Raw genomic sequence first — 14,244 nt, forward strand, 5'->3', positions numbered from 1 at the left:
CCCAACTCGTGACGGTGAGCATTATGCGCGGGTGTGGTGGAATTGGTAGACACGCCAGATTTAGGTTCTGGTGACGCAAGTCGTGGGGGTTCAAGTCCCTCCACCCGTACCAATTTATTTTAGTCATGCTCCCGTCCTGGTCCGCGACGGCCTTTGCGTAGCGGGTGTTTGAGTTTTGTACCGAAAGGAAGGCCTGACCGATGCAGGTTACCGAGACCCTTTCCGAAGGGCTGAAGCGTGGTTTTACCGTAACAGTTCCAGCGGCGGAAATTGCCAGCAAGCGTGATGCGCGGCTGAAGGAAGTTGCAGCAAACCTAAACCTGCCGGGCTTCCGTCCGGGTAAGGTGCCTGTTTCTCTGGCCAAACAGCGTTACGGCGAAAGCGTGTGGGCAGAAGTGCTGGAACAGACGGTATCTGATGCTCTGCGTAACGTTTTTGACGAACGCGGTATCCGTCCTGCTGGTCAGCCTAAGGTAGATCTGGTTTCGGGTCAGGCCGATGATGGAAAAGATCTGGAATTCACAGTTGAAGCAGAGCTTCTGCCAGAAATCGCTGTGCCAGACCTGTCCGACCTCACGCTGACACGCCTGAAGGCGAACGTAAGCGATGAAGCCATCAACAAGGTGCTGGAAGATATCGCGAAGCGCGGCCGCACTTTTGAAGTGGTGGAAGAAGTTCGCCCCGTTGCCAAGGGTGATGTGGTTGCTATCGATTTCGTTGGTAAGCGCGACGGTGTTCCCTTCGAAGGCGGTTCCGCTGAAGATGTGAACGTTGAAATCGGCGGCGAAGGCTTTATTCCTGGGTTTGCTGAGCAGATCGAAGGCATGAAGCCGGGTGAAGAAAAAGTTATTACGGTAACTTTCCCCGCAGATTACGGCGCAACCGAGCTGGCAGGTAAAGAAGCAACCTTCGATATCAAAGCCAAGCAGATCAAGAAGCCAGTTGATGCGCCGATTGATGATGAACTGGCCAAGAAGATGGGCTTTGAAAGCCTTGATCAGCTGAAAGATCTGATTCGCAAGCAGATTGAAGGCGAATACGATCAGCTTTCTCGTTTGCGTATTAAGCGTGAACTGCTGGATGAACTGGCAAAGAAAACTGATTTCACTGCGCCGGAAGGCATGGTGGATGCAGAATTCAACCAGATCTGGGCGCGCGTTGAAGAAGACCGTAAGTCTGGCCAGCTTGATGACGAAGACAAGAACAAAGACGAAGAAACCCTTCGCGCTGATTACCGCAAAATTGCGGAACGCCGCGTAAAGTTGGGTCTGCTTCTGGCTGAAATTGGCCGTAAGAACAACATTACGGTTACGCCGGACGAACTGGGCCGTGCAGTGCGGGCAGAAGCCATGCGCTACCAAGGCCAGGAAAAGCAGGTGTTCGAATTCTTCCAGAAGAATCCGCAGGCTGCAGAATCCCTCAGGGGGCCAATCTTTGAAAACAAGGTTGTCGATTACCTGATTGAACTGGCTAAAGTGACGGATAAAGAGGTCACACCAGAGGAACTTTCAGATATTCCACCAGCGAATATCTAATAAGAAAAAGGCCGTGTCCCGCCAGTGTGAACTGGCGGGACATTCTTTTTGGGCATGTTTTTCTTTTCCGGGGTGGCATCTTTCCACTTTATCTCTATCTTGAACCAGAGTGCCTGAGCTTTCTTGTGTTTGCGCAGGAAGGCGGGAAGGGCTAATTCAGTTTTTTATACGGGAATGAGTGGTATGAGGGATCGTGATCCCGTTGAGATTTTCAGCAATGCGCTGGTACCGATGGTGGTCGAACAGACCTCTCGCGGTGAGCGGGCGTTTGATATCTATTCCCGCCTGCTTCAAGAGCGGATCATCTTCCTGACTGGTCCCGTGTACGATCAGGTTGCATCCTTGATTTCCGCGCAGCTTCTGTATCTGGAAAGCGTGAACCCGAACAAGGAAATCTCTTTTTACATCAACAGCCCGGGTGGCGTGGTTTCTGCCGGTTTGGCAATTTATGATACCATGCAGTACATTCGCAGCCCCGTAAGCACAGTGTGCATCGGGCAGGCAGCCTCTATGGGCTCCTTGTTGCTGGCTGGGGGTGAAAAAGGTCGTCGTTTCGCGCTGCCAAATGCGCGCGTTATGGTGCATCAGCCTTCTGGTGGCGCGCAGGGTCAGGCGAGTGATATCGAAATTCAGGCGCGTGAAATTCTGATCATTCGTCAGAAGCTGAATGAAATCTACCGTGAACATACAGGTCGCACGTTGGAGGAAATTGAGCAGAAGTTGGAGCGTGATACCTACATGTCCGCCCACGAAGCTCAGTCCTTCGGGATTGTGGATGAGGTGATCAGCCACCATAAGGCGACAGAAACAGGCAAGAAGGATAAAAGTCATCCTTAATCTGGCGTACAGTAATCTTCCTGTTACAATAGGGAAGACGCCTGCCGTAAGGCAGGCACACACGTTCTGGGACTCGGCTCTCGGTGCGATGGGGCCTGGGATGATCGAGGGAGTGGGCTGATGAATACGAAGTCCGGTGATTCCAAGAATACGCTTTACTGCTCGTTCTGTGGAAAGTCACAACATGAGGTCCGCAAGCTGATTGCCGGCCCCACGGTGTTCATTTGTGATGAGTGTGTTGAACTCTGCATGGATATCATCCGTGAAGAGAACAAGACATCCCTTGTCAAATCGCGCGAGGGTGTGCCGACACCGCGGGAAATCTGCAAGGTTCTGGATGATTATGTTATCGGGCAGGCTCAAGCCAAAAAGGTTTTGTCTGTGGCTGTGCATAACCATTACAAGCGCCTGACGCAGGTTGCCAAAGCCGGTGATGTTGAGATTGCAAAATCCAACATCCTGCTTATTGGCCCTACAGGCTCCGGTAAAACCCTGCTTGCTCAGACACTGGCGCGTATTCTGGATGTGCCTTTTACAATGGCAGACGCCACAACCCTGACAGAAGCAGGGTATGTGGGGGAAGATGTTGAAAACATTATTCTCAAGCTGTTGCAGGCATCTGACTACAATGTTGAACGTGCACAGCGTGGCATTGTGTATATTGATGAAATCGACAAGATTTCCAAAAAGTCAGACAACCCTTCCATTACCCGTGATGTAAGTGGTGAAGGTGTACAGCAGGCGCTGCTGAAGCTTATGGAAGGCACAGTCGCTTCTGTTCCGCCACAGGGTGGGCGCAAGCATCCGCAGCAGGAGTTCCTGCAGGTAGATACCACCAACATGCTGTTTATCTGTGGTGGTGCTTTTGCTGGGCTGGACAAGATTATTTCTGCCCGCGGTAAAGGAACCAACATTGGGTTTGGCGCCGATGTGCGCGCCCCGGATGAGCGTAAGACAGGGGAAATCCTGCACGACGTGGAACCGGAAGACTTGATGAAGTTTGGTTTGATTCCGGAATTCATCGGGCGTCTGCCGGTTATCGCAACGCTGGGTGATCTGGATGAAGCTGCGCTTATCAAGATTCTGACAGAACCCAAGAATGCGTTGGTCAAGCAGTATCAGCGTTTGTTCCAGATGGAAGATGTGCAGCTGGACTTCACGGATGATGCACTCAAAGCCATCGCAGATCGCGCTATTGTGCGAAAGACTGGTGCACGTGGGCTACGCTCCATTTTGGAAAGTATCCTAATGTCGACCATGTTCGATCTGCCGGGCCTCGAAAATGTAGAGGAAGTGGTGGTTAACCGGGATGTCGCGGAAGGCAAGGCCAGTCCGGTCTATGTCTACGGGAAAAAGAAAGAAATCCCGGCAGAACAATCTGCTTAAGTTGGGGAATATTCACAAAACAGCGCTGGCGGCACATGCTCCAGCGCTGTTTTTGTCACTGTCCCATTGTGTAAAACGCTGTGAATAACGACATAAGGATAGACAAAAGAGCTTTCACCGCGTTGGCTCTTGTACGGAATAGGGTATGCCGCAAGGCGGGTGCCGTGTCCGGATCGTCCTTGTCAGGAGGTCATCATCATGGCTGATAACGAAAAACCAGTGAAACGCAGGCGCCGGACTGCAACAAAAACCAAGCCGGAAGTGGCAGCAGAAGCCACACCTCAAACCACAACAGCAGTAGAAGCTACGGCGGAGCCAGAAGTGCAGGAAGTTAAGGCTCCTGTGCATGTGGCTGTGCTGCCACTGCGCGATATTGTGGTGTTCCCGCACATGATCGTGCCCTTGTTTGTTGGGCGTGAGAAATCTGTAAAAGCGTTGGAAACGGTCACCAAAGATGACCGTCATATCCTGCTGGTCGCCCAGAAGGATGCTGCGCAGGACGATCCTTCCGCCGATGATATTTATCGGGTGGGTACACTTTCAACCATTCTGCAGCTTCTAAAACTGCCGGATGGCACCGTGAAGGTGCTGGTGGAAGGTGTGAAGCGCGTACGCGTAAAAACCTTGCACGAGGTGGAAGGGCACTTTGAGGCCGATATTGAGGACATGCCAGAGCAGGCGGCTGAAGGGCCAGAAGCCGAAGCACTTGGCCGTTCTATCGTGTCTCAGTTTGAGCAGTATATGAAGCTCAACAAAAAGATTGCGTCCGAGGTGCTGGTCTCTCTGAACCAGATCAGTGATCTGGCTAAGCTGGCAGATACCGTAACCAGCCACCTGAACCTCAAGATTGCGGAAAAACAGGAAATTCTGGAAGCGCCAACAGTGATGGCGCAACTGGAAAAGGTTTTCGCACATATTGAGGCGGAAATTGATGTTCTTCAGGTCGAAAAGAAGATTCGCAACCGCGTTAAGCGTCAGATGGAAAAAACGCAGCGCGAGTATTATCTGAACGAACAGCTCAAGGCGATTCAGAAGGAGCTGGGTGAAGGCGAAGACGGCAAGGATGAAACATCCGAACTGGAAGAACGCATTGCCAAAACCAAGCTCTCTAAGGAAGCACACGAAAAAGCTGTAGCGGAGCTTAAAAAGCTGCGCGGCATGAGCATGATGTCTGCCGAATCTACAGTTGTGCGGAATTATCTGGATTGGCTGCTGAGCATTCCGTGGAAAAAGCGGACCAAGGTAAAGCATGATCTGACAGAAGCAGAAAAAATTCTGGATGCAGATCACTACGGGCTAGAAAAAGTTAAAGAACGGATTCTGGAATATCTGGCTGTTCAAAGCCGGTCTCAGAAGCTGAAAGGCCCGATTCTGTGCCTGGTAGGTCCTCCCGGTGTTGGTAAAACGTCTTTGGCACGTTCTATCGCCAAGGCAACGGGGCGGCATTACGTACGTATGTCATTGGGTGGCGTGCGGGATGAAGCTGAAATTCGTGGCCATCGGCGTACGTATATTGGCTCCATGCCTGGCAAGATCATTCAGGGGATGAAGAAGGCGAAAGTCTCGAATCCGCTGTTCCTGCTGGATGAAATTGACAAGCTGGGTTCTGATTGGCGTGGAGATCCAGCATCTGCACTGCTGGAAGTGTTGGATCCAGAGCAGAACAGCACATTTGCAGATCATTATCTGGAAGTGGATTATGATCTGTCTGATGTCATGTTCGTTACAACGGCCAATAGCCTGAACATGCCGCAGCCTCTGCTGGATCGTATGGAAATCATTCGTCTGTCCGGTTACACGGAAGACGAGAAGGTGGAAATTGCCAAGCGTCACCTTATTTCCAAGCAGACACAGGCGCATAACCTCAAACCGGGTGAATGGTCGATTACAGATGACGCCGTGCGGGATCTGATTCGCTATTACACGCGTGAGGCCGGTGTGCGTAATCTGGAACGTGAACTTGCGGGGCTTGCCCGTAAGGCCGTGAAGGAAATTGTCACCGGTAAGGCCAAGAAAGTTTCTGTTACTCCTAAGAATCTGGACAAATACGCAGGTGTGCGTCGCTTCAGCTATGGAGAAACCGAAGCAGAAGACATGGTTGGCGTTGTAACCGGCCTGGCTTGGACCGAAGTGGGCGGGGAAATCCTGACCATTGAAAGCGTTATGGTGCCAGGCAAGGGCGGTATTGTTGAAACCGGTAAGCTGGGCGACGTCATGAAGGAGAGCATTTCTGCAGCGTTCTCCTTTGTGCGGAGTCGGGCAACCAGCTTTGGCATTGTGCCCACCTTGTTTGATAAGCGCAGCTTCCATGTGCATGTGCCAGAAGGTGCGACTCCCAAAGATGGTCCTTCAGCCGGTGTGGCTATGGTCACATCCTTGGTGAGTGTGCTGACAGGTATTCCCATTCGTCGGGATGTCGCCATGACAGGTGAAATCACATTGCGTGGGCGTGTGCTGGCTATTGGTGGCTTGAAAGAAAAGCTGCTTGCGGCTTTGCGTGCGGGTATTCGTACAGTGTTCATTCCCAAGGAAAATGAGAAGGACCTTACGGAAATCCCTGAAAACGTGAAGAAGAAACTGGAAATCGTTCCTGTCTCTCATGTGGATGAAGTTCTGGCGCGTGCGCTGGTGCGTCAGCCTCAGCCAATTGAGTGGGAAGATGTGCCAGATCCACTGCCAGCAGCAGGTGGAGAATCCGCTCTTCCGGTGTTGCCACACTGAATAGAGGGGGTAAGAGCCTACGAAGTTGCGTTTGCTTGGTTGACGTGGCGAAAAACGGCTTCATAGTGCGTTCAGGTAGCGGACAGGCGGACGAAAAGGCCGCCCGCCGTTCCGAACAGATATAAGAAATAGAAAGGCGTAAGGATGGAGAAGCCGCTCAACAAGCAGGAACTCGTTTCAGCAGTGGCTGAAGCTGTTGACCTGCCCAAGGCAAAAGCCGGTGAAGTGGTCGATGCCGTATTCGGTGCGATCGAAAAGGCCCTGTCCACAAAGCAGGAAGTGCGTCTGGTTGGTTTTGGTACATTTGTGACCGCAACCCGCAAGGCTGCTAAAGGCCGCAACCCACGTACGGGTGAAGAAATCGATATTCCTGCTTCCACCTCTGTCCGCTTCAAGCCGGGCAAGGCGCTGAAGGATGCCGTCAGCGGTTAATTCCGTCAGAAAAATTTTTTTCTGAAAAAGGCCGACAATCTCAAAAAAAGGGGTTGTCGGCCTTTTCTGTTTATGGCACATAGGGCGCGGGCAATTAGCTCAGCGGTAGAGCGTCTCGTTTACACCGAGATGGTCGGCGGTTCGATCCCGTCATTGCCCACCATTTTCCCCAAATGGTAACCCACATGCACAATGGACTTAGTTCCATTGCTGCCTGTGTGTGGTTTTTGTCAGAGCATTCTCTGGCTCCTCAATTTCCCTTTAAAATTCGGCCTTCACAAGAAAGTGCCCCATACCCAACGCGTTCGTGCATATCCGTGCGTAGGATGTTGGGGCTAGGGTTGCTGCATGAAACAAAAGCCACTGCGGCTTAAACATGTGCAGGAACCACACCATGCAGTCTGTTCTTGGTGATTACGCGCCAGTTCTCGTGTTTGGGGGCATGTCGGTTATTATTGCCGCCGCCATGCTGGGTATGGCGCTGCTGAGCGGCCACCAGAAACCGTATTCCGAAAAACTGACAGCTTATGAATGCGGTTTTGAAGCATTTGATGATGCGCGCCGCCGTTTTGATGTGCGTTTTTATCTGGTTGCCATCCTGTTCATCATTTTCGATCTGGAAGTTGCATTCCTGTTTCCCTGGGCCATCACGCTGGGGCGCATTGGGCTGTTTGGCTTTCTTTCTATGCTTGGATTTCTGGCCGTGCTGGGCATTGGCTTTTTGTACGAATGGCGCAAAGGCGCGCTGGATTGGGATTGAGGTGAGGGAGATACAGCCATGACAGCCAACCAGCAGGATGCGGTGCTATGGAACCGCGAAGCGCTTCCGCCCGGCCCAGAGCAAGATGCTGTTGTGCGGGGCATTACAGGGGTTCTGGCCGAAAAAGGCTTTGTTGTTGCCAATTTGGATAAGTTGGTAAACTGGGGGCGAACAGGCAGTTTGTGGCCTATGTCCTTTGGGCTTGCTTGCTGCGCGGTGGAAATGATCCACGCTTACATGCCGCGGTATGATCTGGACCGCATGGGCATTATCCCGCGCGGGTCTCCGCGTCAGTCAGATGTTATGATTGTGGCTGGCACGCTTACCAACAAAATGGCCCCCGTGCTGCGCCGATTGTACGAGCAGATGGCCGAACCACGCTGGGTTATCTCCATGGGCTCCTGCGCTAATGGGGGCGGCTATTATCACTATTCGTATTCTGTTGTGCGGGGGTGTGACCGCATCGTGCCTGTAGATGTGTATGTGCCGGGCTGCCCACCAACGGCAGAGGCTTTGATTTACGGCATTATGCTGCTTCAGAAAAAAATACGTCGGACGGGGACCATTCTTCGTGGCTGAACTTCCTGTAAATCCTCGGCAAGGTCGCCTTGAGGGGCGGCTATCTGCCATGGCCTTTACCTTTATGGCAACCTTGCCTTCCGTATCCTATGCGGCAGTAGAAAAAGGTGAGTTGGTTGTTCGTATAGAACGCGATCACTTATTGCATTTTCTCGAATTGCTGAGGGATCATCCATCATATCGCTTTGAACAGTTGATGGATTTGTGTGGGGTAGATTTTCCCGAACGGCCGCAGCGGTTTGATGTTGTTTATAATCTGCTGTCTGTCACACATAACCATCGTATTCGGGTGATTGTGCAAACAGATGAAATTATGCCCGTACCTTCTGTGCACCATTTGTGGCCCTGTGCCACATGGTGGGAGCGTGAATGCTACGATCTGTTTGGGGTGGTCTTTTCCGATCAGCCCGATATGCGGCGTATCCTTACAGATAATGGGTTTGAAGGGCATCCACTGCGTAAAGACTTCCCATTAACGGGTTATGAACAGGTCCGTTACGATGTGGAACGCAGGCAAGTTGTGAAAGAACCTGTTTCTTTAACACAGGATTTTCGTGATTTTGATTTTGTTTCCCCATGGGAAGGCATGCTGACTTTGCCGGGAGACGAAAAAGCGCATGAAGTCAGACAGGGCATGAAGAGGTCCGGCTGATGACTGAATTGAAAAATAGCTTTGTTGAAGCAGCAGATACTGTGCTGCATCAAGATGTTCCAGAAAGCCTTGTGCCCGAAAAAGTGGCGGAAGAAGAACCATGTAAGATTGTGGAAATTGATTCTCACGCACTCAATTTCGGGCCTCAGCATCCATCTGCGCATGGTGTGTTGCGCTTGGTTCTGGAAATGGAAGGCGAGGTAGTGGCGCGTGCCGTGCCCCATATCGGCCTTTTGCATCGTGGAACAGAAAAACTCATAGAATACAAAACCTACCAGAAAGCTTTGCCGTATTTTGATCGGCTGGATTACGTTTCTCCGATGTGTGAGGAGCAGGCTTTTGCTCTGGCTACGGAAAAACTTCTGGGTATTGATATTCCAGAACGCGCCAAGTGGCTGCGCGTTATGTTTGCGGAAATAACGCGCGTTCTAAATCATATTCTCAATCTTACAGCTATGGGGTTGGATTGCGGGGCCGTGACACCGGCTTTGTGGGGATATGAAGAACGGGAAAAACTTCTGGAGTTTTACGAGGCCGCATCTGGTGCGCGGTTTCATGCCAATTATTTCCGTCCGGGTGGTGTCGCACGTGATGTTCCTGCTGGGTTGGAAGATAAAATAGGCGCATGGGCCAAAGAGTTTCCAAAATGGATTGATGAACTCGAAGGTCTGCTCACTGAAAACCGTATTTGGAAACAACGCACAGTAGGTATTGGCGTTTTTACAACAGAGCAGGCGTTGGCTTGGGGTTTTAGTGGCCCATGTTTACGTGCTTCTGGTGTGCCGTGGGATCTGCGCCGTAATCAGCCCTATGACAATTACCACAAGGTTGAATTCAATGTGCCGGTTGCGCGGCAGGGTGATTGTTATGATCGCTATCTGGTGCGTGTTGCGGAAATGCGAGAAAGCGTCAAGATTATTGAGCAATGTCTGACCCAGATACGCCCTGGAGACGTAAAGGTGCAGGACCCCAAGTTCAGCCCGCCGCCTCGTGCAGAAATGAAGCGTTCTATGGAAGCGCTTATTCATCACTTCAAGTTGTTTAGCGAAGGGTATCACGTTCCCCCCGGCGCAACCTATACAGCGGTAGAAAGTCCTAAAGGAGAGTTTGGGGTGTATTTGGTTGCCGATGGAAGTAACCGGCCGTATCGCTGCAAAATTCGCCCAACAGGATTTGCTCACCTTCAGGCCATCGATGAATTGTCCCGCCGCGGTATGTTGGCGGACATGGTGGCCATTATCGGATCGCTTGATCTTGTGTTCGGAGAGGTTGATCGATGAACGCCGCCTGGGCCCCGGCAAAACAGCCGGACAGCTTTGCTTTTGATGATGAATCTGAAGCAGAAATTGTAAATGTTCTTAAAAAATATCCAGAAGAACGCAAAGCCAGTGCGGTTATGCCTCTTTTGTATATTGCGCAGCGCCAGATGGGCCGCGTAACCGGTAGTGCATGGATACCGCTTGTGGCAATGGATGATATTGCCCGCAGGTTAGAGATGGCACCAATACGCGTGTATGAGGTGGCGTCTTTTTACACCATGTTCAACACAAAGCCGATTGGCCGCTACCATCTTCAGGTCTGCACAACCACACCGTGCTGGCTACGTGGCTCGGATGCGGTAACAGAGGCTTGCCGTAAAGCAACAGGGATCCATCATTTTGGTGAAACCAGCGATGATGGCTTGTTTACCTTAACCGAAGTGGAATGTCTGGGTGCCTGTGCCAATGCACCTATTCTGCAAGTTGATGATGATTACTACGAGGATATGGATGGTCCACGCACAGAAGCATTAATTGCAGATTTGCGTGCAGGCCGTCACCCAGAAGCCGGTCCGGCTATCAACCGTATGTGCTCAGCACCGGAAGGCGGCAGAAAAACCCTTCTGGAAACGTCTGCATCATCCCCGGATCAGAAATAGGAGAAACGGCCATGCTTCAGGATAAAGACCGTATCTTCACCAATCTTTATGGTCAGGATGATTGGCGTTTGCCAGCAGCCCGGAAACGAGGCGATTGGGATAATACCGCAGCCATTATCGCAAAAGGGCGGGATGCAGTCGTTGCGGAAATGAAGGCATCTGGCCTGCGTGGCCGTGGAGGGGCTGGCTTTCCCACCGGGTTGAAGTGGTCATTCATGCCCAAAAAGTCTGATGGCCGCCCGCATTATCTCGTCATCAATGGGGATGAGTCAGAACCCGGCACGTGTAAAGATCGGGAAGTTATGCGGCATGAGCCACACAAGTTGATAGAGAGCGCAATGATAGCCTCTTTCGCTATGGGTGCGCATGCTTCCTACATTTATATCCGTGGCGAGTTTTGCAGAGAAGCTGAGCGCCTTCAGGCAGCGATAGATGAAGCTTATGAGGCAGGGCTTCTCGGAAAAAATGCTGCGGGTAGTGGGTGGGATTTTGATTTCCGCATTCACCGTGGCGCCGGCGCATATATCTGCGGAGAAGAAACAGCTCTGCTGGAAAGCCTGGAAGGTAAAAAGGGCCAGCCCCGCATGAAGCCTCCATTCCCAGCTGGGGCGGGGTTATATGGTTGCCCGACAACAGTGAATAATGTGGAAAGCATAGCCGTTACATCTACCATTATGCGCCGTGGGGCAACTTGGTTTTCTGGCTTGGGCCGGCCCAATAATGCAGGCACAAAACTTATGGCTATTTCTGGCCATGTGAATACGCCCTGTGTGTTTGAAGAAGAACTGGGTGTTCCCCTTAAAGAGATTATTGAAAAGCATGGTGGTGGCGTGCGCGGTGGGTGGGATAACCTGCTGGCCGTTATTCCCGGTGGTTGTTCTGTTCCCGTGCTGCCTAAATCCATCTGTGAAACTGTGTTGATGGATTACGATAGTTTGCGCGCAGAACGTTCTGGTTTGGGCACGGCATGTATGATCGTGATGGATAAATCCACAGATATTATTGAAGCCATCGCGCGTTTTTCAAAGTTCTTTAAGCATGAAAGCTGCGGCCAATGCACACCCTGCCGAGAAGGCACTGGATGGATGATGCGTATGATGAACCGCATGGTGCAGGGCAAAGCCGAAATAGAAGAAATTGATCTGCTAGAGCAAGTGACCAAGCAGGTGGAAGGCCACACTATTTGTGCGCTGGGTGATGCAGCTGCATGGCCTATTCAAGGGCTGATCCGGCATTTCCGGCCAGAAATGGAAGCACGTATCCGGCAGTACAAGGTTGCGCATGGCGGTACGGGCTTGGTGCAGGTGCCTGCGGGCGGTGTGCCAGTGGCGGCGGAGTAAGAATAATGGTGAAGGTCATTGTTGACGGTACACCGGTAGATGTGCCCGCAGGTTTTAGTGCTTTGCAGGCCTGCGAGGCAGCCGGAAAAGAAATACCGCGTTTTTGTTATCATGAACGGCTCTCTGTTGCCGGTAACTGCCGGATGTGTCTGGTAGAAGTGGCGCGCGCGCCTAAACCTGTTGCATCTTGCGGTTTTCCTATTTCTGAAGGGATGCAGATTTTTACAGATACAGAGGTTGTGCGCCGCGCACGCCGTGCTGTTATGGAATTTCTGCTGATTAACCATCCGCTGGATTGCCCTATTTGCGATCAGGGCGGAGAATGTGATCTACAAGATCAGGCTTATGGGTACGGATCTGGTATTTCGCGCTATCAGGAAGATAAGCGGGCCGTAACAGATAAAGATCTTGGGCCATTGGTTAAAACGGTTATGACGCGCTGCATCCAGTGCACGCGTTGTGTCCGCTTTAGTACAGAAGTAGCAGGCACGCCTGAGCTGGGTATGGTTTCACGCGGTGAAAACGCTGAAATTACCACATATGTGCAAAAAGCGCTGACATCTGAACTTTCTGGAAATTTAATAGATGTTTGCCCAGTAGGGGCTCTTACAGCCAAGCCATCGGCTTTTCATGCGCGTTCGTGGGAATACAAAAAAACAGACAGCATTGATGTTATGGATGCGCTGGGCACGAATATCCAAATTCAGGCCCGTGGCGGTGAAGTCATGCGCATTGTGCCGCGCGTGAATGATGAAGTAAACGAAGAATGGCTTTCTGATAAAGGACGTTTTTCAATTGATGGTCTCAAGCGTCGGCGGCTGGATCAGCCTTGGGTACGTGTGCATGGCAAGTTGCACCCCGCCACATGGCAGGAGGCATTTGTTTCTCTAGCTCGCAGGCTGGAGGGCGTGCCGGGTGAAAAAATCGGTGCCATTGCGGGTGACCTGTGCGATATAGAAAGCCTGTGTGCTCTTAAGGATTTTTTGAATAATCTTGGTTCATCAAACTTGGACTGTCGGCAGGATGGTGCATGGTATGATTTGAGCGCGCGCGCAAATTACCTGTTTAACAGCGATATTGCCGGAATAGATGAGGCAGACGCCCTGCTGTTGGTGGGGGTGGAACCACGGCGAGAGGCTCCTGTTTTAAATGCCCGTATTCGTAAGCGGTATTTGGATGCAGGGCGAGGTGGCTTTCCTATAGCCAGTATCGGTCAGTTTGTTTCTGATCCCACATATCAGGTTGATATTCTGGCTGATGGCCCAGATGTTCTGGATAAGCTGGTGGCAGGAGAGCAGGCTTTTGCAGAAGTTTTGCAAAAAGCATCCCGCCCCATGATCATCCTTGGGCACGGTGCTTTAACCCGTCAGGATGCACCGGCTATTTATGCTGCTTGTAAACAATTGGCAGAAAAAACTGGTGTTGTTGCAGAAGGGTGGAATGGTTTTAACGTTCTGCACACCGCAGCATCCCGCGTGGGAGCATTGGATATCGGGTTTGTGCCCGGCCCACATGGATGTGCTACCGCCAGCATGCTGCGGGGTGGGGTAGAAGTTCTGTGGCTGATGGGTGCAGACGAACTTCCTGTAGATCGTATCTCGCCAGAAACGTTTGTTGTGTATCAGGGGCATCATGGTGATGCAGCTGCTAAGCGGGCAGATATTATTCTGCCTGGGGCAGCTTATACGGAAAAATCTGGCACATACGTTAATACTGCCGGGCGTGTGCAACGTGCTTTTCGGGGTGTGTTCGCTCCGGGAGATGCGCGAGAAGATTGGCGTATTATCAGAGCTTTTTCAGAAGTGTGCGGGCATACTTTGGCATATAATACGGTGGAAGAATTGCGTGCACGCATGGCAGACGTAAACCCTGTGTTTGCGCATGTTGGGCATATCACAAAGCTGCATGCACCTCAGCCAACAGCCGCACAACAGAAAAAGGATGAGGACAGAAGCTTTATGTCCGCACCATTCAGGTCTGTGATCCCAGATTATTATCAGACCAACGCCATCAGCCGCGCCAGCCCGACTATGGCGGAATGTTCAAAAGTTTATAGCGTGCCTCGCGCGATAGCAGCGGAGTAA

The 14,244-nt window shown here is 51.5% G+C and carries 12 protein-coding genes and 2 tRNA genes; all 14 read left to right on the forward strand.

Features of this window, described 5'->3' with window-relative positions:
* Positions 1-27 precede the first annotated feature (27 nt).
* A tRNA-Leu gene (locus tag ACP7IZ_RS10800) sits at positions 28-112 on the forward strand.
* Between the two features lie 88 nt (positions 113-200).
* Positions 201-1,535, forward strand: a complete 1,335-nt coding sequence (tig, locus tag ACP7IZ_RS10805; RefSeq protein WP_006116554.1) for a trigger factor — start codon at positions 201-203, stop codon at positions 1,533-1,535.
* 174 nt (positions 1,536-1,709) lie between these two features.
* Complete coding sequence (locus tag ACP7IZ_RS10810) at positions 1,710-2,372, forward strand: ATP-dependent Clp protease proteolytic subunit (protein ID WP_019088390.1); 663 nt, start codon at positions 1,710-1,712, stop codon at positions 2,370-2,372.
* A gap of 120 nt (positions 2,373-2,492) precedes the next feature.
* The gene (clpX, locus tag ACP7IZ_RS10815; protein ID WP_006116556.1) at positions 2,493-3,758 is read left to right on the forward strand and encodes an ATP-dependent Clp protease ATP-binding subunit ClpX; all 1,266 of its coding nucleotides are present in this window, start codon (positions 2,493-2,495) and stop codon (positions 3,756-3,758) included.
* A 198-nt stretch (positions 3,759-3,956) separates the two neighbouring features.
* The gene (lon, locus tag ACP7IZ_RS10820; protein ID WP_426849153.1) at positions 3,957-6,479 is read left to right on the forward strand and encodes an endopeptidase La; all 2,523 of its coding nucleotides are present in this window, start codon (positions 3,957-3,959) and stop codon (positions 6,477-6,479) included.
* 144 nt (positions 6,480-6,623) lie between these two features.
* A complete protein-coding gene (locus ACP7IZ_RS10825) occupies positions 6,624-6,911 on the forward strand; it encodes an HU family DNA-binding protein (protein ID WP_003624117.1) in 288 nt (95 codons plus the stop codon).
* 88 nt (positions 6,912-6,999) lie between these two features.
* A tRNA-Val gene (locus tag ACP7IZ_RS10830) sits at positions 7,000-7,074 on the forward strand.
* 231 nt (positions 7,075-7,305) lie between these two features.
* Entirely contained in the window at positions 7,306-7,671 is a 366-nt protein-coding gene (gene ndhC, locus ACP7IZ_RS10835; RefSeq protein ID WP_019088394.1) for an NADH-quinone oxidoreductase subunit A, read from the forward strand.
* A gap of 18 nt (positions 7,672-7,689) precedes the next feature.
* Positions 7,690-8,250, forward strand: coding sequence for a NuoB/complex I 20 kDa subunit family protein (locus tag ACP7IZ_RS10840; RefSeq protein ID WP_006116559.1), 561 nt, complete (start codon positions 7,690-7,692; stop codon positions 8,248-8,250).
* Positions 8,243-8,902, forward strand: coding sequence for an NADH-quinone oxidoreductase subunit C (locus ACP7IZ_RS10845; RefSeq protein ID WP_426849156.1), 660 nt, complete (start codon positions 8,243-8,245; stop codon positions 8,900-8,902). The genes ACP7IZ_RS10840 and ACP7IZ_RS10845 overlap by 8 nt, the downstream gene beginning before the upstream one ends.
* Positions 8,902-10,182: an NADH-quinone oxidoreductase subunit D gene (locus ACP7IZ_RS10850; protein ID WP_426849157.1), complete on the forward strand. Its 1,281-nt coding sequence runs from the start codon at positions 8,902-8,904 to the stop codon at positions 10,180-10,182. Before ACP7IZ_RS10845 ends, ACP7IZ_RS10850 begins: the two co-directional genes overlap by 1 nt.
* Entirely contained in the window at positions 10,179-10,820 is a 642-nt protein-coding gene (locus ACP7IZ_RS10855; RefSeq protein WP_426849159.1) for a complex I 24 kDa subunit family protein, read from the forward strand. The genes ACP7IZ_RS10850 and ACP7IZ_RS10855 overlap by 4 nt, the downstream gene beginning before the upstream one ends.
* An 11-nt stretch (positions 10,821-10,831) precedes the next feature.
* Positions 10,832-12,160, forward strand: a complete 1,329-nt coding sequence (gene nuoF / locus ACP7IZ_RS10860) for an NADH-quinone oxidoreductase subunit NuoF (protein WP_426849161.1) — start codon at positions 10,832-10,834, stop codon at positions 12,158-12,160.
* A gap of 5 nt (positions 12,161-12,165) precedes the next feature.
* A complete protein-coding gene (gene nuoG, locus ACP7IZ_RS10865) occupies positions 12,166-14,244 on the forward strand; it encodes an NADH-quinone oxidoreductase subunit NuoG (RefSeq protein ID WP_426849162.1) in 2,079 nt (692 codons plus the stop codon).

It is taken from the genome of Acetobacter sp. AAB5 (assembly GCF_050106715.1).
GTDB lineage: Bacteria > Pseudomonadota > Alphaproteobacteria > Acetobacterales > Acetobacteraceae > Acetobacter > Acetobacter oryzifermentans.